Annotated in this window: 19 protein-coding genes; 10 read left to right on the top strand and 9 right to left on the bottom strand. The window is 70.0% G+C overall.

The genetic code is table 11. The features are described 5' to 3' along the window. The first annotated feature begins 211 nt into the window (after positions 1-211). The 5 genes from ABR738_RS37395 to ABR738_RS37375 are packed head-to-tail and all read left to right on the top strand — an operon-like array spanning position 212 to position 5,954. Complete coding sequence (locus tag ABR738_RS37395) at positions 212-1,003, top strand: TnsA-like heteromeric transposase endonuclease subunit (RefSeq protein ID WP_350234968.1); 792 nt, start codon at positions 212-214, stop codon at positions 1,001-1,003. After that, the gene (locus ABR738_RS37390) at positions 969-3,047 is read left to right on the top strand and encodes a TnsB C-terminal domain-containing protein (protein WP_350234967.1); all 2,079 of its coding nucleotides are present in this window, start codon (positions 969-971) and stop codon (positions 3,045-3,047) included. The genes ABR738_RS37395 and ABR738_RS37390 overlap by 35 nt, the downstream gene beginning before the upstream one ends. Beyond that, a complete protein-coding gene (locus ABR738_RS37385) occupies positions 3,038-4,093 on the top strand; it encodes a TniB family NTP-binding protein (protein WP_350234966.1) in 1,056 nt (351 codons plus the stop codon). The genes ABR738_RS37390 and ABR738_RS37385 overlap by 10 nt, the downstream gene beginning before the upstream one ends. Next, a complete protein-coding gene (locus ABR738_RS37380) occupies positions 4,090-5,061 on the top strand; it encodes a hypothetical protein (RefSeq protein WP_350234965.1) in 972 nt (323 codons plus the stop codon). The genes ABR738_RS37385 and ABR738_RS37380 overlap by 4 nt, the downstream gene beginning before the upstream one ends. Beyond that, a complete protein-coding gene (locus ABR738_RS37375) occupies positions 5,058-5,954 on the top strand; it encodes an aminoglycoside phosphotransferase family protein (RefSeq protein ID WP_350234964.1) in 897 nt (298 codons plus the stop codon). Before ABR738_RS37380 ends, ABR738_RS37375 begins: the two co-directional genes overlap by 4 nt. Before the next feature lie 362 nt (positions 5,955-6,316). Here the strand turns inward: ABR738_RS37375 and ABR738_RS37370 are convergent, their stop codons facing one another. Together ABR738_RS37370 and ABR738_RS37365 are read right to left on the bottom strand one after the other, a co-directional pair. After that, entirely contained in the window at positions 6,317-6,778 is a 462-nt protein-coding gene (locus ABR738_RS37370) for a DUF6166 domain-containing protein (protein ID WP_350234963.1), read from the bottom strand. 54 nt (positions 6,779-6,832) lie between these two features. Beyond that, positions 6,833-7,516 carry a hypothetical protein gene (locus ABR738_RS37365; protein WP_350234962.1) on the bottom strand — a complete coding sequence of 228 codons (684 nt, stop codon included), beginning with the start codon at positions 7,514-7,516 and terminating at the stop codon, positions 6,833-6,835. Between the two features lie 192 nt (positions 7,517-7,708). On the opposite strand from ABR738_RS37365, the gene ABR738_RS37360 reads away from it, so the two are divergent. Further along, positions 7,709-8,842 carry a hypothetical protein gene (locus ABR738_RS37360; protein ID WP_350234961.1) on the top strand — a complete coding sequence of 378 codons (1,134 nt, stop codon included), beginning with the start codon at positions 7,709-7,711 and terminating at the stop codon, positions 8,840-8,842. Between the two features lie 85 nt (positions 8,843-8,927). On the opposite strand, the gene ABR738_RS37355 is transcribed toward ABR738_RS37360, so the two are convergent. The 7 genes from ABR738_RS37355 to ABR738_RS37320 form a co-directional block, all read right to left on the bottom strand. After that, positions 8,928-9,746: a DciA family protein gene (locus ABR738_RS37355; protein WP_350234960.1), complete on the bottom strand. Its 819-nt coding sequence runs from the start codon at positions 9,744-9,746 to the stop codon at positions 8,928-8,930. Further along, positions 9,743-12,379 carry a hypothetical protein gene (locus ABR738_RS37350; protein ID WP_350234959.1) on the bottom strand — a complete coding sequence of 879 codons (2,637 nt, stop codon included), beginning with the start codon at positions 12,377-12,379 and terminating at the stop codon, positions 9,743-9,745. Before ABR738_RS37350 ends, ABR738_RS37355 begins: the two co-directional genes overlap by 4 nt. 1,402 nt (positions 12,380-13,781) lie before the next feature. Then, positions 13,782-14,249 (bottom strand): deaminase, encoded by a 468-nt coding sequence (locus ABR738_RS37345; protein ID WP_200719392.1) that lies wholly within the window; start codon positions 14,247-14,249, stop codon positions 13,782-13,784. After that, entirely contained in the window at positions 14,249-14,941 is a 693-nt protein-coding gene (locus ABR738_RS37340) for a RibD family protein (RefSeq protein ID WP_350234957.1), read from the bottom strand. The genes ABR738_RS37345 and ABR738_RS37340 overlap by 1 nt, the downstream gene beginning before the upstream one ends. Next, entirely contained in the window at positions 14,934-16,364 is a 1,431-nt protein-coding gene (locus ABR738_RS37335; protein WP_502964266.1) for a helix-turn-helix domain-containing protein, read from the bottom strand. The genes ABR738_RS37340 and ABR738_RS37335 overlap by 8 nt, the downstream gene beginning before the upstream one ends. Before the next feature lie 102 nt (positions 16,365-16,466). Then, a complete protein-coding gene (locus ABR738_RS37325) occupies positions 16,467-17,162 on the bottom strand; it encodes a P-loop nucleotide/nucleoside kinase family protein (RefSeq protein WP_350234979.1) in 696 nt (231 codons plus the stop codon). 17 nt (positions 17,163-17,179) lie between these two features. Then, a complete protein-coding gene (locus ABR738_RS37320; RefSeq protein ID WP_350234956.1) occupies positions 17,180-17,929 on the bottom strand; it encodes a GntR family transcriptional regulator in 750 nt (249 codons plus the stop codon). Between the two features lie 353 nt (positions 17,930-18,282). On the opposite strand from ABR738_RS37320, the gene ABR738_RS37315 reads away from it, so the two are divergent. From ABR738_RS37315 to ABR738_RS37300, 4 genes are all read left to right on the top strand, one after another. After that, positions 18,283-19,134, top strand: a complete 852-nt coding sequence (locus ABR738_RS37315; protein WP_350234955.1) for a hypothetical protein — start codon at positions 18,283-18,285, stop codon at positions 19,132-19,134. A gap of 144 nt (positions 19,135-19,278) precedes the next feature. Next, a complete protein-coding gene (locus ABR738_RS37310) occupies positions 19,279-19,455 on the top strand; it encodes a hypothetical protein (protein ID WP_200719397.1) in 177 nt (58 codons plus the stop codon). Positions 19,456-19,727: 272 nt separating this feature from the next. Continuing rightward, positions 19,728-20,027 carry a WhiB family transcriptional regulator gene (locus ABR738_RS37305; RefSeq protein ID WP_331719979.1) on the top strand — a complete coding sequence of 100 codons (300 nt, stop codon included), beginning with the start codon at positions 19,728-19,730 and terminating at the stop codon, positions 20,025-20,027. Between the two features lie 147 nt (positions 20,028-20,174). Beyond that, positions 20,175-20,372 (top strand): hypothetical protein, encoded by a 198-nt coding sequence (locus ABR738_RS37300; protein ID WP_350234954.1) that lies wholly within the window; start codon positions 20,175-20,177, stop codon positions 20,370-20,372. Positions 20,373-20,559 lie beyond the last annotated feature (187 nt).

The raw sequence follows: 20,559 nt of genomic DNA, 5'->3' as shown, positions 1-20,559 counted from the left end.
TTTCGAGGGGGCGGGGGGACATGCGAAAAGGCCGCCCGACGTGTCCTGTCTCTGTGATGTCCGGGCAGTCTCGGAGATCTCCGGGCATGTGAAGCGTCGTCTCGGTCATGTCCGGGCAAGTTGCGGGGTGTCTCGGTCTTCTCCGGGTACGACGGACCCGGGCCTTCTACGGTCGTAGCGGCTGGGCAGCGATGTCGTACCGGAGGCCGGGGTGGCGGGACATGAGGGTGTACCCGAGTCCGCGGAGGGATTCGAGGTCGAGTACGTCACGGGGGCGGGGGTCCGGCGGCGGGGCACGCTGAGCGAGCTGTGGCCGGTCCGGTTCGAGGATGTCGCGCCTGAGCGACGGTTTCCGTCTTTTCGCGGGCAGGACAACTGGTGCGGCTGGTACTGGTCGGCAACCTGCGGCGATCACGTGGGCTACGAATCGTGGCTGGAGCGGGACCGGCTGGTGCTCCTCGACTTCGATCCGCTGGTGACGGGCATGGCTTCGCAGCCGTTCCGGCTGTCGTGGACAGGGTCGGCAGGCAAGCGGATCCGGCACACGCCGGACTTCTTCGTACGCCGCGCGGACGGCACGGGTGTGGTGATCGATGTCCGCCCCGATGACCGGATCGAGCCGCGTGATGCGGTGAAGTTCGCTGCGACAGCGGCAGCCTGTTCGCTGGTGGGCTGGGGCTTCTGGCGGGTGGGGACCCCGGATGCGGTGCTGATGGCGAATGCGCGGTGGCTGGCCGGCTACCGGCATCCGCGGGTGCACCGCCCGGACGTCGCGGCCCGTCTGGTGGAGGTGTTCGCCGAGGAGACCGCGCTGCTGGCCGGGGTCCGCGGGGTCGGCGACCCGATCGTGGTGCTGCCCGTGCTCTATCACCTGCTCTGGCGCCGGGTTCTGGCCGCCGACCTCGAAACGGCACTGCTGGCCATGGGGACGACGGTCTGTCTGGCCGACGCGATGGCGGGAGGTGGAGATGCCGACGCATTCGCGACTGCTGCGGGTGGGTGACACGGTCCGGTTCGACGGGCGTCTGCACACGGTGGTTGCTTTGGAGGGGACTGCGGTCCGGCTTGTCGACGAGGCTGTGTCGGCGAGCGTGGTGTTGTTGCCGCACCTGCTGATGTCCGACGGGTTCGAGGTGGTCACGGCCGCCTCGCCCCGCATGACGGTTCCTGCCTCCGGGGTGCTGGAGGGCCTTCCGCCCAAGGCGGTTGAGCGGGCGGAGTGGTGGCAGCGGCACCTGGTGGAAGTGCTCACCGGCCGGCCTGCCCATGCCCCGGACGGGCCGGTGAAGACCGAGTACGACCCGCAGGTGAGGTCGCTGCGGCAGCGGGAACTGGCCAAGGCCGCCGAGCTCGCGGCGTCCGGGACGGCGGTGTCGCTCACGGTGCTGCAGGACATGCGGGCCCGCTTCGAGCGGGAAGGGATCCTCGGCCTGGTCGATCCGCGGCTGCGGACGGTCCCGGACGGCACGGGCCGGGCCGACCGGCGGGTCGTTGCGGCCCTGCGGCAGGTGGTGGACGGGCAGACCGGCAAGTCCACGGTGTCCGCTCAGGTGCTGCGGCGGCGGATGGAACGGCTCGTGGAGGCCGAGCACGGTCCTGGAGTGCCGCTGCCGTCACGAGCGACGTTTTACCGGCTGCTTGCTGCAGTCACGGCTGGCAGGCACACCCTGGGCTCGGCCCGCACCCGCCGTTCCCTGGCCAAACAGCCGGACGGCATGTTCGGGCAGCTCACCGCTGCCAGGCCGGGCGAGGTCATGGAGATCGACTCAACTCCGCTGGATGTTCTGGTCGTTCACGAGGACGGCACGGTGGACACCGTCGAGATGACCGGCCTCGTGGACATCGCGACCAGGACGCTGGCGGCAGCCGTCCTGCGGCCGTCGACGAAGGCGGTGGATGCCGCTCTTCTGCTGGCGAGGGCGATGACGCCGGAACCAATGCGGCCGGGCTGGGCGGAGGCACTGCGCATGTCACGGTCGGTGCTGCCGCACGCCTCGCTCATGGCAGTCGATGAGCGTCTGTCCAAGGCCGCGGCCATTCCGGTGATCACGCCGGAGACGATCGTCTGCGACCGCGGCAAGGCATACCTCTGCGACACGTTCCGGGCGGCCTGCAGGTCACTGGGCCTGAGTTTTCAGCCCTGTCACCCTGACACTCCTACGGACAAGCCGCACATCGAGTCGACACTGGGCTCAGTGGCCACGATGTTCACTCAGTACCTCCCCGGTCACAAGGGACGCAGCACAGAGCACCGGGGCACTGATCCGGCATCCCAGCCGCTGTGGTCGATCCACCAGCTCCAGGAGCTTCTGCAGGAGTGGATCGTCATCTGGCAGAACCGCCCGCACGACGGGCTGCGGGACCCGTTCATGCCCGAGCGGGCGATGAGCCCGAACGAGAAGTACGCCGCCCTGGTCGCCGCCGCCGGCTACGTCCCGGTCCCGCTCGGCCCGCAGGAATACATCGGTCTGCTGCCCCGGGAGTTCAGGGCGATCAACTCCTACGGCGTCCGCATCCGGCATCGCACCTACGACAGCCCCGAGCTGACGCCGTTTCGACGGCAGCCGTCGGGCACCGGACCGGGTGGCAGGCGGTGGGAAGTCCGCTACGACCCCTACGACATCTCCCGCGTCTGGGTACGCAATCACCGCGAAGGCGGCTGGATCACCGCGCTCTGGCGGCACCTTCGCACCACACCGACCCCGATGGGCGAGCTGGCCTGGGATCACACCCGCCGCGTCCTCGCCGAGCGCGGCACCGATCCGGTCACCGAGCAGGAGATCGCCCAGGCCGCGGTCGACCTGCTGGACCGGGCCGCCGACGGACCCCAGGAATCGCCGGCCAAGCCCTCCCCGCGCAGCCGCAAGGACCGCAAGGTCGCTGCCCGCACCCGCACCACCAGCGCTCCGTCCTGGCCCCGGCCCGCACCCGAACCGGAGACCGAGGAAGCCGAGACGGAGCCGGAGAACGACAGTCAGGAGACCCTCGCGGACGTCGTCCCACTGGGAATCTTCGACGCCCGCAAGGAGGCCGAGACATGGTGGTGAGCACGCCGGAGCCCGAGGGCCGTGACGTCGCGGACTTGGCGGGGCCCCGTCGTGATCCCACCACACAGCTCACCGGCTGGCGGCAGTTCGTCGAGGCCGATCCGACGGCCTTCGAGCTGCTGTCCGAACAGCGGTGGCGTTCGCTCGGCCCGGCGGATCAGGAGCTCTACGACGACGCCCGGGTCCTCTATCACTCCGAACTTCAAGTCGTACGCACCTCGGCCGTCCGGGAGATCGCCCACCAGGGACGGCTGCTGACCCTGCTCAACCAGCGCGAGTCCGGCGCCCGGCGCGGACTGATCGTCTCCGGGCGGCAGACGACGGGCAAGACCACCGCGCTCAAGCAGCTCGGGCGCCTGCACGAACTCCGGGTCCATCAGCGCTCCCCGGGGGATGACCGGATCCCTGTCGTCTATCTGACCGCCCCGCCCAAGGGCTCACCCCGCAAACTCGCCATCGAGTTCGCCCGCTTCCTCGGCCTGCCCTCCGTCTCGGCCCGGCACAACACGATCGACATCACCAACGTCGTCTGCCAAGTCATGATCGAGGCCCGCACGGACCTCGTGCTGGTCGACGAAATCCACCTGATGAATCACGGCACCGTCGCCGGCGAGGACCTCTCCGACCACCTGAAGTACTTCACCGAACACCTCCCGGCAACCTTCGTCTATGCGGGCATCGACGTCGAACAGTCCGGGGTCTTCACCGGAGTTCGCGGCCGGCAGATGGGCGGCCGCTGCGTCCTGGTCCGCACGGGACCATTCCCGCGCAACGCGGAGTGGCGGTCGCTCATCGCCACCATGGAAGACACCCTGCGGCTCCACCGGCACCAGCCGAAGACCCTGGTGAACCTGTCCGACTACCTCCACAAACGCACCGGCGGAATGATCGGAAGCCTCTCCCACCTGATCCGCGCCGCCGCGATCTCCGCCATCCTCGACGGAAGCGAGCGCATCACCCAGGACCTGCTGAAGAACACCCGGATCGATCACAACAGCGAGTCCGTGTCCCGTTCCGGAACCGCCTCCCGCCGGAAGGCCGGATGAGAGAGCCGACCGACTACTGGCTGACCAGGCCCCTTCCCCGCCCCCTCCCGCCGTTCCCGCACGAAAGCGAACGGTCCTATCTGGAACGGCTGGGCGCCACGAACGGAATCCGGGCCGAAAGGGTGCTGGCACAGAGCTCCTGGCTGGAGTCCCGGCAGGACTACATCGAGCGGCTCGCCATCGTCAGCGGCCAGTCCCGCGAAACCCTCCTGCACGCGATCCCCCAACTCGGCCAGGAACACTGGCCGTTCCTCGCCGATCGCCCGGACTTCTCCGTGAACATCCCTTGCCGACTCTGCGTCGCCCGCCGGACCGGGAGCTATTCCCACTCCTCAAGGGTCTCGGTCTGGAGCTCTCGTTTCCACGATCAGGTCTGCCTCCGGCACAAGATCTGGACCGGACGATCAGCCGAGAACTACATGCAACAGGTCGACGTCACCGACCTCCCTGACGTGATCCAGGCGCAACGGCGGCACTACCGGCTCCTGCGCAGACACGGACACGTCGTGCTCAGCGCCTGCTTCGAGCACTGCTCCGACCTCTGGGATGCCGTCGTGCGACGCGGATACCGGCCCAGCGACCGCCGCCGCCGTCTCGACACCCTGGGCACCAGCCACCCCGAAACCTGGGACCCTCGCCGCTACATCGCGGTCTATCCCGAGGTCGTCGCGGCCACCGCGCTCTACGCCTCCCCTCACTGGAGGAAGCTCGCACGCTCCGAGGACAGCGGATACCTCCGCTTCCGGGCCGAGTTCATCCGTCAGCTGCCACAGGAACGGATCCTTCGCAGGAGCAGCAAGCCGTGGTTCCTCAAGGAACTGGGAGACACCGCTCTACGCATCGAGGAGGCCATAGCGGCAGCGCTTGCCTGCGAGTCTTCAAAGAGCTCGGGAGATCCAGCCGGGGAGCTGGATCTCCCAAAGTGCAAGGTGGCCTCCACCTACCTCAAGTACGGTGACTCGGCATGATCGAATCCGAGATTGAGATCAGCGAGGATCTGGTCCGCGACCTGCTTCGGGAACAGCATCCAGACCTGGCCGAGCTGCCCATCCGCGAAGTGGCGGGCGGCTGGGGCAACCAAATGTGGCGCCTCGGTGACGAGTTGGCCGTCCGGATGCAGCGGATGGACACGAGCCCCGATCTGCAGCTCAAGGAGCGCCGGTGGCTGCCGACTCTCGCAGCGCGCCTGCCGCTGCCGATTCCTGTCCCCCTGCGGGACGGTGCACCATCCGAGCGCTTCCCCAAGATCTGGACCGTCATGACATGGGTCGACGGCACGCCTCTGGACCACGGCTCGATCACTCGCGGCGACCACGCGGCCGAGACGCTGTCGGACTTCCTCAGGGCGCTGCACGTGGAAGCGCCCACCGACGCACCTACCGCTTCGGACTTCGGCGCTCACCCCAAGGACTGCACGGACGGCTTCGAGCACTTCTTCCAGGACGTTGCCCCTGCCGACCTCGCCGACGAGATCCGTGAAGTCTGGGGTGAAGCGGTGGCGGCCCCGGGGTGGGAGGGCCCACCGGTGTGGGTGCACGGCGACCTGCATCCCGCGAACGTCGTCGTCGCGGACGGGACACTGGCGGGTGTCGTCGACTTCGGCGCGCTGGTCGCCGGCGACCCGGCGTGGGACCTCGCGGCCGCCTGGCTGCTACTCCCCGCGGGCGGCGCCGCACGGTTTTTCGACAGCTACGCACAGGCGGACGAGGCAGCGGTGCGACGGGCGCGCGGACTGGCCGCGATGAGGAGCCTGTTCCTGATGGCGATGGGCCAAGCCGGGGATCGCGGCCTGCCTGGCGGCAAGTCGAACTGGGGGCCCGCAGGCCGGTCCGCACTTGATCGTGTCCTGAAGGGCCTTTGACGTCGGCATGGATCGACTGGGCCTTCCCGGCAGCCATGCACTCGCTGACAGGAATCGATGCAGCCCGGCCATTGGGACCGCGGTCTGAGAATCTCGGCGACGGTCCGGGCTGTCTCGAAGTCGAGCAAGTTACGGATGCCGCCACAGTAGGACAGCTACCCGGAGCAAACTGAGACGATCCCAGATCCGGACGTCTCAGAGTTCTCCGGGCACCCCAGGTCAGAGGGCCCCAGATGCCCGGACCTAGCTGAGACAGGACACGACGAACGTCGGACGGCCTTCGATCTCACAACTCACAGGATCACGCCACAGCGGTTCCACCTGCGGAAACGTCGTGTGAGGCTCCTAGGTTCAGCCAATCGTCACAGGCTGCTGCTGATCAGTTCAGGAAGATCGACCAGGGCAGCGGGGAGATCATTGACGCCCTGCTGCGCGTACCAGCCGCGGCACCAGCGCAGGACGCCGGGGCGGCTGAGCCGCCACTCCGAGCAGCACTGGACCAGTACGTCGGCGGCGAAGTCGACGCCCAGCGCCTGGAGGACCGGGTCGATCGGCCCCCCTTCGAAGCCGCAGCTCCAGGGATCGCCCAGGTCCAAGGCGTCGGCGAGGATCGCGTTGGCGGCCCTGCCGGGGCCGGACCCGCTGTATCCCCAGTCGAACCCGCCCAGGCCCTCCGCGTCCTTCGGGGCGAGTTCGTACAGGACGAGGTCGTCGACCTGCCGCTCGGTGGGCCCCAGCTTCCTCTTCTCCACCAGGATCCGGCACTGCCAGTCGTCATCCCCGACCAGCCGCACACCGTGGTAGACGCGGTCCTGCTCCGTCATCGTGTTCTCCCCATTCTCTTGCTGATCCTGGCCACGCACCGGCTCTGCCGGACGTCAGGTGAGCGGCACCCAGCCGAGGTAGATGTGGCCGGCGGCGCCGTAGCGCAGGATGTCGTTGGGGCCGGTCGTGGAGGTCGGCTCGCACGCGGTGGAGATGCCCAGCAGCAGCCCGCCCAGCTCCCGGCACGCCTTGACGGTGTCCAGATTCGCCGACGACGACCATTGCCCTTCCAGGCCCGCGTCGATGTGGATGGTGGCTCCGGTCAGCCGGGCCTTGGGCGGTGCCTGGTCGGCCACCCACTTGTCGACGATCAGCTCGCGGCCCATCGGGCGGAAGCCGCGGGCTCGCCAGTGCCGCTCGGTGTTCACGCTCCAGCCGTCGCCGCCGTCCTGGTCCAGGTGGACCGCCTCCAGGTGCGGACAGACGATGAACACCGGCCGCGGGGGGCGGCCGTTGCCTTCGTCCATCGGCAGGGTGAAGAACCGGCTGGTCCACGACAGGTGCGCACCGACCATGAGCGAGCGGAGCTCGTACCAGCCCGAGGGGCGGCAGTCCTGGTGGTTGAGCGTCGCGCTCAGGAACGGACCGCAGTCGTCGACGACAAGCGCCGGCGTCTGCTCACCGAGCGGCGCCCCGCAGGTCTGGCAGTCCCGCTTGTGCAGGTTGAGCGCCACTTCCTGGCGGGCCTTGTCCGACAGCCGGGTCATAATCTCGTCCGCGACCAACAGCTCGGTCACTGCCACTGGGTACCTCCCCCTGCCACCAGGACCGCCCGTCGCGTCCCGCTGCCGCAGAGCATGGAACGGCCGGAACTCCGCCACACCGCAGATGCTCCGACCTGCCCGATTCGACACCGGCAATGGCTGAGAAGACTCTGTTGCGGCGTGAGTTGACTCCCCGGTGGCCGCATCCGGGGGACAATCCCGATCATGCCGAAGCCCGCTGTTGCTCCAGCGCCGGCGGCGTCCTTCCTGCTGACCATCCCGCAGGGGCACGCCGTCCGACGTCTCCTCTCCTACACGGCCGCCCTGCCGCTGTCCTCCTGCGACGCCCTGCTGCTCGCCGTGGTCATCGCCGTCAGGACCGCGAGGGGCGGCACAGGCCAGATCCGGGGCGCAGCGGTACGGGCACTGCGGCTGGACGATGCGGACGGGGCCGTCGCTGAGCTGCGCGCTCTGGGCTGGCAGGTTCCCGACGAGCTCCTGGACCAGGACGCCGACGCCCCGGCACTGCTGACGGTGCCGGCCCTGGCGGCCGGAACGGACGACCACCCGCTTCCCCTCGCGAAGGAGCCGCAGTCGCGGTTGTCGGGCTGGATCGTGCGCACCCTGTCCGCCCCGCTGGTCGCCCAGGGCCCGCCGGCCGCCCGGCTCGCCGCGTTGTTCCTGACGGGCCACGCCTCCGCCCACCTGAACGGCACGCTGCCCCACGATCTGCCGCACGCCTGCCGCGAGAAGACGTTCGACCTGGTGACGGACGGATTCCTCACCCGCCTCGAAGGCGACCGGTACCGACTCGACTCCTCCATGCAGCACCTCACTGGACGTCTCCCCCATCGGGCCGACCCGGACGACTCCCCGCCGCGCAAGGGCCCGTGGAAGGTCCCCCGGTACGCCCGGACCACCAAGGCGGAATGGGCGCAGTGGAAGCAGGCAGCCCGCCCGACGGTGCGCAAGAACGCCGAAGCGGTCGAACACTGCGCCGTGTGCCGCCTCCCCCGCCTCCAGGTGGCGGCAGCGTTCACAGAAACCCGGCACACCGGCCAGACGCCGCGGCACGTACGCGACGCGTACGACGCCTGGGCGAAGGGCCATCCCGGCCACGGCTTGCAAGCCGCGCAGGCCACCGCCGTGTTCCGGACCAGGCACGGCCACGGCCCCTCGTACGGCCAGCTCTGCTCCGGCCTGGGCTGGCCGCCGAAGCTGCGCGGCATCATCGTCCAGCAGCTCTTGGCCGACGGGTGGCTGGCAGAGATCCCGTCCGTGCCGTGGACACTGCGGCCCGGGGACACCGCTGCCGCCCACGGAGTCCTTCTGCAGCCCCGCGCCGCGACAGCCGACTGAACAGGACCCAGTTCAGCACCAAGGGAGCGATGGTTCGTTGTTTCCCGCGGGAAACAACGAGCCCCGGTGCCGTACGGAAGGCCCCTCACGCTGTCGTGCGCAGTGCAACGGCCTGTGGCACGGCGACACCCGCGCGTTCTTGCCGCGCCCTGCGCAGCGCGGCGGCCTCGGTCACCGCGGCCTGGCGGCGGCGCTCGATGCGGGCCTGGTCAATCGGGGCCGGCGCATCGTCCGGGACAGAGGGCGGCTCGGGGAAGGCACGGCGGGACAGCTCCCGCATCGCGGCGGTCTGCCGCTCCACCGCCTCCGCGATACCCGGATCCACCCGAGGCGGCGACGCGGCCTGGCGGTGCGCCTCGATCGCGCGACGGTACCCATCCGGCGGCGTCCGGCGCTCCACCGGCACGGCGGGCGTGGCCGGCTGCGGTGCCGAGTCGGCGGCCGCCGTGGCGGGGCCGGCCTTCACGGGTGCGGGCGCCAGGACGTGCAGGGCGCGGACGTTCGCGCCTCGCACCCGCTCGTTGGCCGCCGCGATCAACTTCGGCGCGCTCCAGCGCAGCTTCGTGCCGACGGCCGGGGCGTCGGGGACGACGTCCAGGCGGCCGATCTCCGCGTCGAACGCCACACCCTGGACGCGCCCGGCGAGCTCGGGCACGGCCGCGGCGAGGATGGCGTCGAATTGGGCGAGGACACTGCCGCCGGCGGCCGGGGCGACCATGCCGCGCTCGGTCAACATGCGGCTGATCGCGCTGCCCAAGCCGAGCGGCTCACGCCCGTCCCGTGACACGACGGTGGTGGTACGCCGCTTCGGCTTCCTGGTGGCGGAGCCGTTCTTCTTCGCCGCCTCCCGGGCCGCGACCAGCGCCTGGCGGGCGAGGTCGACTCCGCTCAGCTCGGTGGTCATGCGATCACCACCCCGGTGGCGTCGCCATCGAGGGCGCGGGCAGCGAGTCGGGGCAGCCGATCCGTCCACGCGGCAGCCGCGGCCTGCTCGGTGCGCGCCGCCCGCTGCTCGCGCAGCTGCTCCAGCCGTGCCGCGAGCAGGCACTCGGCCACGCGCTCCCGGGCGGTGTCGGCGGCCTTCGTCGCCGCCGCGACGGCGTCCGCGCCGGTCGGGTTGTGCTTGAACCAGGGGCGACCCTGCTCGGTCTTGTACGCCCGCCGGGCCTCCGCTTCCGCCTGCTCGGTCCGGCCCAGCATCGCCAGCGCGGTGTCCTGGAACTCCCCGACGGCCTGCTGCGCGGTCTGGAACGCGGTGAACGCGTACGCGTCCGCAGCCGCCTCCGGATCGGCCTCCAGGGTGGCTACGTCGGTGATCTCCAGGAACTCCTGCCACGCGGCGGCGATGCTCTCACCGATGGCCGTCCGGGCCCCGGCGACGGCGGCCGCGATGCTGCCCCGGTCGCTCAGATCGGCGGACCCGGCCGCCGCAAGGAGACCGGCCTCACCGGTCAGGGCCTCGGTCTGACGGCGGTGGTCGCACGCCTCGCACAGCCCGGCCGCCTGGCCACGCCCGCAGTCCTCGCACGCCAGCGCCCGGCGGACCGCTTCGGCGGCGGCCGCAACCTGGCGCTCGTGTTCCGCCTGCTCAGCGGCTGCCGCACGGGCCGCATCGCGTCGGGCCCGCTCCGCGCGGGCCTGCTCCTGGCGCCACGCGAGGTCCTCCGCCTCGATGGCGGCCCGCTCACGCAGCCGCTCCTCGAGGACGCGCCGGCGCTCGCCGTCGTCCAGGCCGGGCAGCTCCCGGTCGATGTCCGCGCCGATCCGGGCACGCCAGGCACGGCGCAGGTGGATGACGTTGCCGCAGTTCTCGCAGTCCTCGCCCGTGTCGAGCCGGACCCCGTCGTCGCACTTGCGGTGCGAGCAGGCCGACCGCTGGGGCAGACCCCGGCGGATCAGCCACGGGAACGGCTTGTCGACCAGGGCCTCGCCGCCGGTCTCCGCCAGGCGGTCGGTCAGCCGGTCGGCCAGCAGCCGCGGCGCACCCTCCGGCGCCACTCCCAGGCCCGCAAGCTGCGCCAGTTCGGTCTTCGCGGCGGCTTCCACCTGGTCCTGCTGCCAGCCGGACAGCTGCTCCCACAGCCAGGAGACCGGCCCCAGGGCTACCCGCAGACGAAGATCAGCCGGAAGGGCCACCCGCTTCTGCTGCTGCGCCTTTTCCCACCCCGCGGCCTTCGGCCGGCTACCGGCACCAGCCACGGCAGTGCGCTGCCCCACCCGCTCATCGACCGGGGACTCATTCGGCTTTTCCCCGCGCAGCGGGCCGCCCTCCGCCACCGTCGACCCGGTCCCGGCAGCGTCGGTCTCGCCGTCGACGGCCTGGTCCTCGCGCACGCACACGCGCTCCGGCAGACGGCCTTCACCCCCACGGCCTTCGCCGGAAAAACCACAATCAAGCTGCAGAGGAACGACGGGAGTAACCCCAGAAGCGTGGTCTGCGTGGAGCTCTGCACCATCGGGACGCTCCCGATCCTCCGCATCCCCGGGGCCCTCAACACCGCCGATCCCAGACGTACCAAGGGCACCAGCGGCACCGGCCGGAGCATGATCTCCGCACGCACCATCAGGACGCGCCGAAAACACCGACCCGGCCCCCGAAACAGCCTCCACAGAGGCCAGGCGGCGGCCATACGCGCGGGCGACCGGCAGCAGCATGACCCGGCCCCGGCCGCGCATCCGTGTCGACGTCTCCCGGTGCTGCCGCGCCACGACACCGGCCTCCGTCAGCCGCGCCAGCACCTTCCGAGCACCCGACGGCGAGCAGCCCAACAGCCGGGCCAGCGTCGCCGCCCCGCGCCCCTCGCGCTTCTTCACCGAGCCGCCGACCAACTGCAGCCAGCCCGACGCCCGCGTGTTCAGCACCATCAGCAGCAGCCCGAGCCGGTCGGTCGCCGCGCCCTTGCCTGTCCGGCCGGCGAGCAGCCCCGGCGGCGTCGGCTCCTTGTCCTTCGGCGTCCAGCCGTGCCCGAACAGCGCCTCGCACAGGTGCAGCAGCGTTGCCAGCTCCGCCTTCGTCAACGCCAGCGGGTGCCCCGCTCCCCCGCCGTGGTGAGCGTGCCACAGCGGCATGACCAGGCAGTCCAGCCCGGTCGGGTGCCCCTTCCCGTCCCTCACCACCTGCGTGTGCACCGCGTCCGAGCCGCGCAGCACCGGCAGCACCTTGTGGTGGACCGTGGACTCCTTCATGCCCATCCACCGGCCGAGCTCCGCGCCCCAGATCGAGGTCTGGAGGTCGTCCTCCTCCCCCTTCGGCGCCCGCGACTTCGCGTACAGCACCACCGCCGCCAGCTTCGGCGCGTCCTTCAACCCGGCGATCGACGGGTCCGCCAGCAGCGCCTGGACCGCGGCGAGCAGCCGCAGCCGCATCGTGCGACCGAGGCGCAGCGGGTCGTCCAGGCCGCCACTGTCGGGCTGCCCGGAGGCCGGCACCGACCGCAGCCGGTTCCGCTGCCCGGGAAGCACGGCCTCGTCGACGGAGTTGTCGACGTCGTCCCACAGAGGGTGGTCCAGCACGGCGGCCGCCGTACCCGCGCTCATCGGCCCACCGATCCGACCGGAGCGGTGGACACCGCGAGGACCGAGATCGTCTGTGTCGTCATCGGGCCGGTGTATACGCCAAAGCGGACACCGCCGCCCGGGGCAGTCAGGACCCTCGTCTCGTCATCCACCCGCCGACCCTGCACCGGTCCGCCTGTGGACAGAGGCCGGAAAGCCCCGGCACCCTCCGGCGCTCCCGCACCGTGAGAAACGATCTTGAATGCCGTCCCGCCGCACGGGACGACGTCCCGCCGCGACACCTGGTCGACGGAGTTGCTGACGAACTCCGAGCGAGAGTGCACGAGCGCGGCAGCCGACGCCGAACCCGCCCTCACGGACACCCCCCAGGTCAAGCGGCTTACCGGCGCACCGGCACCTTCGTGACCCTTTCGGGATGTGATGTATGTCACGTTCGCAATGGAGGGGACACCACAACCTGCGGCAATGAGGACACAGGGGGGTTCCCCCAGGTCGTGGTCAACAAGACAAGACGCGCTGAGCTCGTGCACTATGGCGATAACCAACTTCCATATGGATCAACACGGACCGGCCCCCTCGCGGGGACCGACCTCGTTGGTGCGTGTGGCGGGTACTGGTGAGCCCCCTCCGTGAGGAGCGGGCGGCCGGACGATGAACCAGAGGCGGGTCTCCTTCCTTTCGGTGAGTCGAACGGATGTTCCAGCGGCCTTGTCAGGGCCGGTGGAGCGTGCAGAAGCCCCCTGTCAAAGGGGCGACTGCGGTACTGCGTGGTCCTCGCGGACCAGGTGGTGCGGTGAAGCTCGGTCTTGTCGGACCGGGTGGAGCAGCTCGGCTGTCAGACCGAGTGGAACGACCCGCTTGTCAAAGGCGGGGTACTGCATTGAGAAGAAGGACCAGCTCGATGAGCTGAGCCCAGATCCGGGTACGAACCGGAGGCTGGGCGGCCGACCTGGACAGTGAGTCTGGGCGGCGGCGAGACGGGCCGCGCAAGGCCACAGCGGATTGCAGTCCGCTTTTTGGCGCGCGCGGCTGATGGCCAGCTAGGTCATCCCAACCCCCTGAACACGGAGGCTGGCGTCAGCGTGCCCGGAGGCGCACCCGATGGCGTGATCGCGATGGTGGAACGGCGTAGCTGCGCATGTAGTTCCGCAGACGCGGGTAACCTTCATTCCGCGATCACCTCCTTTCCAGGTGTCGCCCAACGAGGCGCTGCCCCGTTCGAGGCCCCGCGGACCAGGCCCGGTCCCGGGGTTCTCGTCGTTATGGATCACATCTGTGATCACCCTAACCCCCTGTGACGACACATTGCGGGGCCGAAAACGCAACGTGCCCCAGAAGTCGCGAATGCCAGGAGAATTGCGGTGTTTGACGGCAAAGTCGTGACCGAGGTGGGTCACCCAGTGGGTAAGTCGCTGAGGCTCCATCAGGCCAGTCCGCCCAAGTGCGCGTTGACGTCCCTCGCGGCCGTCGCCAGTTCGTGCAGCTCCACGACCACGACCCCGGCCTCCACCAGCTGCTCGTAGCCGACACAGTCGTCGACGAACAGCGACGGTTCCCGCCAGGCGATGACCACACGCGGAATCCCAGCAGCCAGGATGCGCTGAGCGCACGGGGTACGCGGCGAGTGCCGCTGGGAACAGGGCTCCAGCGTGCTGTAGATCGTCGCCCCGGCGAGTCGCGCGTCGTCCACCAACAGCTTCCCGAGCGCGGCCTCTTCCGCGTGCTCGTGCGGGTCGGCCTCCCGGGAGTAGCCGGCCGCGATCTCGACGCCGTCCGCGTCGATGATGAGCGCGCCGACCGAGTAGGCACCCGCAGCTGGCGGGCACATCTCCGCAAGTCGGATCGCCCGCCTCATCCACTGCATGTCCTGCCATCGGTCGGGCGCGTACATCAGGCGCGTCCCTTCGGGGCGTAGCGGACGAAGACGACGTCGTCGATCGCGCGGACCTCGAGGACCTGCATCCGCGCGGTCGACCCGCCCGGGTAGTCGGCGGCCCCGAGGAACCGGGCGGCCTCCGGCTGACCGACCAGCAGCGGCGCGATGGCCAGGTGCACTTCGTCGGCGAGGTCCTGCGCCATGAGCTGGGTGTGGATCGTGCCGCCGCCCTCCACCATCAGCTGCTTGACCCCGCGGCGCCCGAGCTCATCGAGGACCAGGCCCCAGTCGAGGTCCGGCCCGACGCTGACGACGTCGGCGAGGTCCCCGAGCGTCGCGCGCAGCTTCTCCACCGCGCTGTCGACGGTGACGACCAACTTGTCGCCACCGTGGTGCCAGAACTTCAGGTCGGCGGCGAGGTCACCGGTGCGGGTGACCGTGACCTTGAGCGGGAACTCCGACTTGCCGTCGGCGACGCGCTGAGCACGGCGTTCGTCGCTGTTGACCAACAGGCGCGGGTTGTCCCGCCGCATGGTGTTTGCGCCGATCAGGATGGCGTCGGACTCCGCGCGGACCTGGTCGACGCGGTCGAAGTCCGGGGCGTTGGACAGGCGCAGCCGCTCGGGGCTGGTGTCGTCCAGGTAGCCGTCGACCGACATGGCGGCCGACAGCACGACGTACGGGCGGGCAGTCATCTGCTCAGACATCCGTTTCTGTCTCGTGGGCGAGGGTGGAATCGAAGGCGGCACGGAACTCGGCCACCGGGGCCTCGCGCTGCCAGGGGATCAGGGCCGTGTCGAGCCGGGCGAGCTCGTTGGTGATCCGACCGGAGCCGGTGTCGGCCGCGACGGTCAGCGCGTGCATGCCGACCGTCGCGGCCCGCTCCGGATCGCGGGCGCCGGCCAGGGCCACGGCCTGCCGCGCCATGTAGACGCCGCGGTCGCGGTGGTAGCCGTCGGGCATCAGCCGGATCGCGTCGGCGAAGGCGTCGACGGCCTGGTCATGCTTGCCGAGGGCCTCCAGGCCCTGCGCGCGGTGGACCTCCACGTACGAGGCGTTCAGCCACACGCCCCAGGGGGTCGGGTCGGAGCCGATGCCGTCCAGGGCGTTGCGCACGGAGTCGATGGCGCGCTCGCTGTCGTCGGCGTCGCCGCGCAGCGCGTGCCCGTACGCCTCGTAGGTGCGGGCCACGGCAGCCAGCCGGCTGCGCGGCCGCGCTTTGCGCTGGGCGGCTTCGGCGAGGTCGACGACGTCGACCAGGTCGTGGGTGTCACCGGCCAGCTGTGCCTTGCGTGCCATGACGTAGGTGGTCAGGTCGTCGTCGCCGACCGTGAACGACCACTGGAGCGCCTTGTCGAGCCACGACGACGCCGCCTCCGGGTTCCCCAAGTCCTGGTGGAGCCAGGACAGGAACTCGGCATACATCGTCTGCAACTCCATCAGGTCGCGACGGTCGCTCCCCTTCGCATCGAGGCGCAGCTGCTTGATGACCTCGATGTAGTCGCGCGTGGTTCGCAGCGAGTGACGCGGACCGAGCAGGTTGTCGCCGTCGATCAGATGCCGGCGGGCCCGGCGCAGATGCTCTACGGGTGTCGATCCGTACGCCGCAGCCGCCCGCGCTGTGCGCGCAAGATCGGGCACACGGCTCTCCGCCATCGCTGGCGACCCCGCGCCGACCGCAGCGGCAGCCCCTACTCCCATTCCCGTGCGCAGCAAAGCGCGCCGATCCATAGCCACCCAGACCACCGACCCATCAGCGAGACGACACGGGACCGAGATCCCCTCATCGTCCGACGCTGCCTGGTCAGTGACGGCCAGGGCTAGATCGACTGCCGACTTGGCCACATGAACCGGTGAATTGGCCACATGGCCACGCTCGTCTCCGATGCGATCCCACAGGCGGAAGAGCATGCCGCCAGCGCCCAGGACGTCGTCCAACACCCTCGCCTGAGCACGATCGGGCATGCGCTCCGCCCGTTCGAATCGCCCCAGGTGGGAGTGGTCGATGTGCGCCCGCTTCTGGAGCGCTCGGAGACTCAGACCCCGCGCGTTCCGCAGCTCGCGCAGCTGGTATCCCCACTCGTGCAGGGGGGACGCCCAAGGCGTGAGTTGCCTGGGTTGCTGAGCCATCGTGCCCCCAATCATGTGGCGGATGTGGCCAGTTGAGTCGGCCACATGGCAGATCTAGAGATCGCGGATCTTCGCAGCTAGAACCGAAGAAAGGTATCGGGGCTAGTCGGAAGGGAGGTCGTCGTGGTGGTTGCTCGGACTCCGCCGGAGCGTGGCCACGAGGTCTTCTACGTGGCCGTTGAAGGCGATGTGCGGTTCGTCGTTGGTAGGAGGTTCGAAGCGGCGCGCGTGCCGGAGCAGGTCCTCTTCGCTGAATTCGATGCTGTTCGGATCGACAAGGGACTGCTCATTGCGCTTCTGGATCCGTTCCCAGCGCACCTGGTGGGGTGCAGGCAGGTAGACCAGCACCGGCTTGCCGCCGGCTTCCATCACGGTTGCCGCCCACTGGCCACGTTCCTCTGGGGTCCAGAAGCCGTGGTCGACGACGACGTCGTGTCCCTTGGCGAGGAGGCGCTGGAGTTCGAGGGCGATGTCCTTGAGGACCGGTGCTTCCCGAACAAGGAACTCGCCGCGAGGGAAGTCGCGGCCGTAGTGACCGTAGCGCCGGAACATCTCCTCATCCGGGCAGAGTCGCCGGAACCCGGCATCTACCAGGGCTCGCGCCAAGGTCGTCTTGCCCGACCCTTGAAGGCCGGACATGAGGACGGCGCGAGGCGCTGGCCCCGGACGGCCGGACAGCGCCTGGCTGATGCGGTTGATCTCGAACCGTCCTTCCAAGGTCAGCGTGTCGAGGCGCTCCGCGTCCAGGAGCACACCGAGTCGGCTCTCAAGGCAGTGGACAAGGGTGTCATCCAAGATGAACGCTCCGGTGCCGGTCACCGCAGAACCTCGGATGTTGTGCGTCGGGTACGTCCGGGCGCTCCCAAGTCGACTCCGTATTCCAGCAGTTCACCGTCGGCATCGAGGAAGAGCGCGGTGAGGACAAGGATCGCGGCGACCATGTCGGGTTGCAGCTCCAGGAGCTTCAAGTCCTCAGCGGTCGCGATGCGGGCCCCCTCATCGTCGACGCGCCGTACGACTTGCCGTCCCGTGGCACGCGAGATCAGGTCCAGGGAGAGGCCGCCCTTGAGGCGCTCGCTGCGCGCCAGGTCGGGGACCGCCTGTCCGAACTCCGCCGGAATCCAGGACGTGGAATGGGAGACGATCCCATGAGCGTCTCGGTATACGCGGCTTCGTCGAATGACGTCCTCACCAGGGGAAATGCCGAATACACCTGCGATGTCAGCAGGGGCGGGCACTATGCCGGCAGTGTGTCCGGAGGATTTTTCCCCGGTGCCCCAGGACGACTGGGTCATGCTGCTGCGATCGTGTCGCTCCGCCCCCGAGGACATGGGGACACGTACGCCGATCACCTCGGTGCCGATTCCGTGGATGCCCCTGACCAGCTGCTCCTCTCGGAGCTTGCGCAAGGCCTTCTCCACAGTGGCGGTACTGACGGACCACTCTTCGGAGAGTGCCTTGATGCTTGGCAGCAGAGTTCCTGGCGACAGAGCGCCGGACTCGATCAGGTCTCTGTAGTGCCCCGCGATGCGTGCGTAGGGCGGCCTGTTGTCGGCCCGGTCCATTCCATCGCCTCCTTCTGTCTATCGAATCCTAGGGTCCGTACTGTACCGCTTGACACCCTAGGGAACCATAGGGAACCATAGGTGTCCAACGAGGGGTGACGGACCGCCAGGTCCCAGGCCCTCGCGCACCACGCAGCAGATCGCCACCTCGGTGGCCGGAGTCCAAAGCCCTAGCCATCTCGGTGGCCGGAGCCCGAGGCACCTCTAACTCCTCCGCCCATGGTCTGCAGCGAGTACCACCCCGCAGCGCAGATGCGTTGTCCGTCCTTCAGGACGCCGGTTCGCCGTGCGGCCTGGAGAGGCGGAGAGAGCACCCGCGACGCATCCCTGACCCTCCGTACGAAGGAGCGCTCATGTCTACGTCCACGCGAACCCGCGACCTCACCGCCCAGAAGCGTCCGCGCCGGGCCCGGTCCCGCGCCATCAGCACCCTCCCCCCGCTGGTCGTCTCCAGCCTCAAGCCGCACGAGGTCGACCTCGCCTACTCCGCGCTGGTCTGCCCCACCTGCCGTACCTGGGTGCCGATCAATGAGCCGCACAGCTCGCGGCCCAAGCTGGTCCCCCACCACACGGAGAAGGCCGGCACCGACGACCCGATCCGCTGCCCCGGCAGCCACCGCCTGGTCACCGTCAACCTCACCCCCGACCAGTGGTTCCAGCGGCTGGAAGAGGGCCTGACCCAGACCAACGGACGCCGCTCCACCCGCGTGATCCGCAAGCCGAAGGCCGGTTCGGCCCCCGCCGTCATGCAGATCGTCGGCGGCACCGTCGACGACAAGACGGCCCGCAAGCTGGACGAAGCCCACGTCCGCGGCTGCTCCACCTGCTCCATCAGGGACGACAAGGGCAACCTCCTGCGCGCCGCCGACCTCACCTCCCGGTGCACCGACGGCCGCCGCCTCGCCCAGCTCGCCGCGCACACCAAGCGCCTCGCCCCCTCCCGCCGCAAGGCGCAGATGGACCGCGAGGACTTCAACGACCGCCGCGCGTGGGGCCTGCGCCTGCTGCACGAGCAGCAGTGGCAGAACGTCTCCGAGCCGGTCGCCGACGCCGACCTCCGGCGCGTCCGCGACACCCTGGCCGCGCTGATCCAGACGCTCAACCCGCGCAAGGCCGACGCCCCGCAGCTCACCGACTGGGAGCGCGCCGACCTCATGAGCGCGATCACGCTCCTCGCGACGCAGGAAGAGCAGCTCACCCGGTAGGACACCGCGACGAACGCCCACGGCCCCGGCCATCCCGCCCCGCGCGGGAAGGCCGGGGCCGTGGCTGCTCGTACGGCAGCCAGAACGACGACAGCCCCAGGGATTAGGGCCCCGGGGCTGTCCAGGACCTGTCTGGAGGACCTGATGCAGCACAGCATGACACGCGGCGCGGCGCGGCCGACCGCCGGGATCATCGACGACATCGAGCGCGAGGACGACTCCAAGGGCTACGAGCCCGAGGACTTCGTCCGGCCCGACGTCGTCCTGTGGGTCGTCCCCAACGCCGCTGCGGTACCGGCCGGTTGGGGGGTGGCGGCGTGATCACCAGCCTCACCGACGCCGAACGCGACGAGCTGTCGCGCAAGAACCAGGAGCAGAACAAGCGCTCGGAGAACAACCGGCGCTGACCGCTCGCACGACCAAGCAGCGCTGAACCCGGCCCTGCCCGTCGTCCCCGCGCCTTCCCGGGCGGGGCCGGCGGAGAGCGCCGGGAACTCCCGCCCGCTCCGGCCGTCCGGCCGCCACACACGCAACAGCCCCGGGGTGGCCGCCCCGGGGCTGCTTCTTCGCTTCGGACCTTCTGGGAGGCCCTGATGAATCGCGGATCCATCGTACGCACGGCGAACTACAACTCGGTCTCCACGGCGGCCGGGCCCGCGAAGCCCCGCCCGGCCTGTGAGGACCAGGACCCCGACCTGTTCTTCCCGGTCGGTGACGGTGCACGCGCCCTCTTCCAGGCCGCGACGGCCAAGGCCATCTGCCGTGGCTGCCCGCTCCAGATCTCCTGCCTCGAGGGCGCCTTCGAGCGCGGCGAGGAGTTCGGCGTGTGGGGCGGCACGGACGAACGTGACCGCCGCGCCATGCGGCGCCTGGTCGTCCGCAGCGCGGCCTGACCGCGCCCGCCCGGCGGGAGCGCCCGCAAGTTCGCCGCCCGCCTCACAGCACCGCCGTACTTCGGGCGCCCGCACCGCGGGCCGACCCGTTGCATCACCTTCCACTCCTGGCGACAGTCCAGGAGCCAGAGCTCCAAGGGAGTCCCCATGCCGTTCCTCCAGCGCCTCATCAGCCCGTTGCGGCGCATAGACGCTGACCCCGACAAGCTGGTCGAGGAGGCGTACTGGCTGCTCAAGGAAGCCGAGAAGAACCACGGTGTCTGGCCCGCGATGACCGCCTACACCGGCATGGCCACGGTGAAGGTGCAGATCGCCCAGTACCTCAAGGAGCACCGCGACGCGTGATCCGGTGCCCGCCCGATACGCCGCGGCCCCGGCCGGAGACAACCTCCGCGCCGGGGCCGGCGGTTCTCCCGCTCCGCCACGACCGACCAGGCCGTGGCGGAGTCGGAGAGCCGGAACGGCTCGGCAAAGCAGAAAGGCCCCGGATCAGGGGGCCTCTCCTTTGTTCTCGCGATCCGCTGACAAGGAG

The organism is Streptomyces sp. Edi4 (assembly GCF_040253615.1).
GTDB lineage: Bacteria > Actinomycetota > Actinomycetes > Streptomycetales > Streptomycetaceae > Streptomyces.
This window is presented reverse-complemented; position numbering and strand designations above follow the sequence as displayed.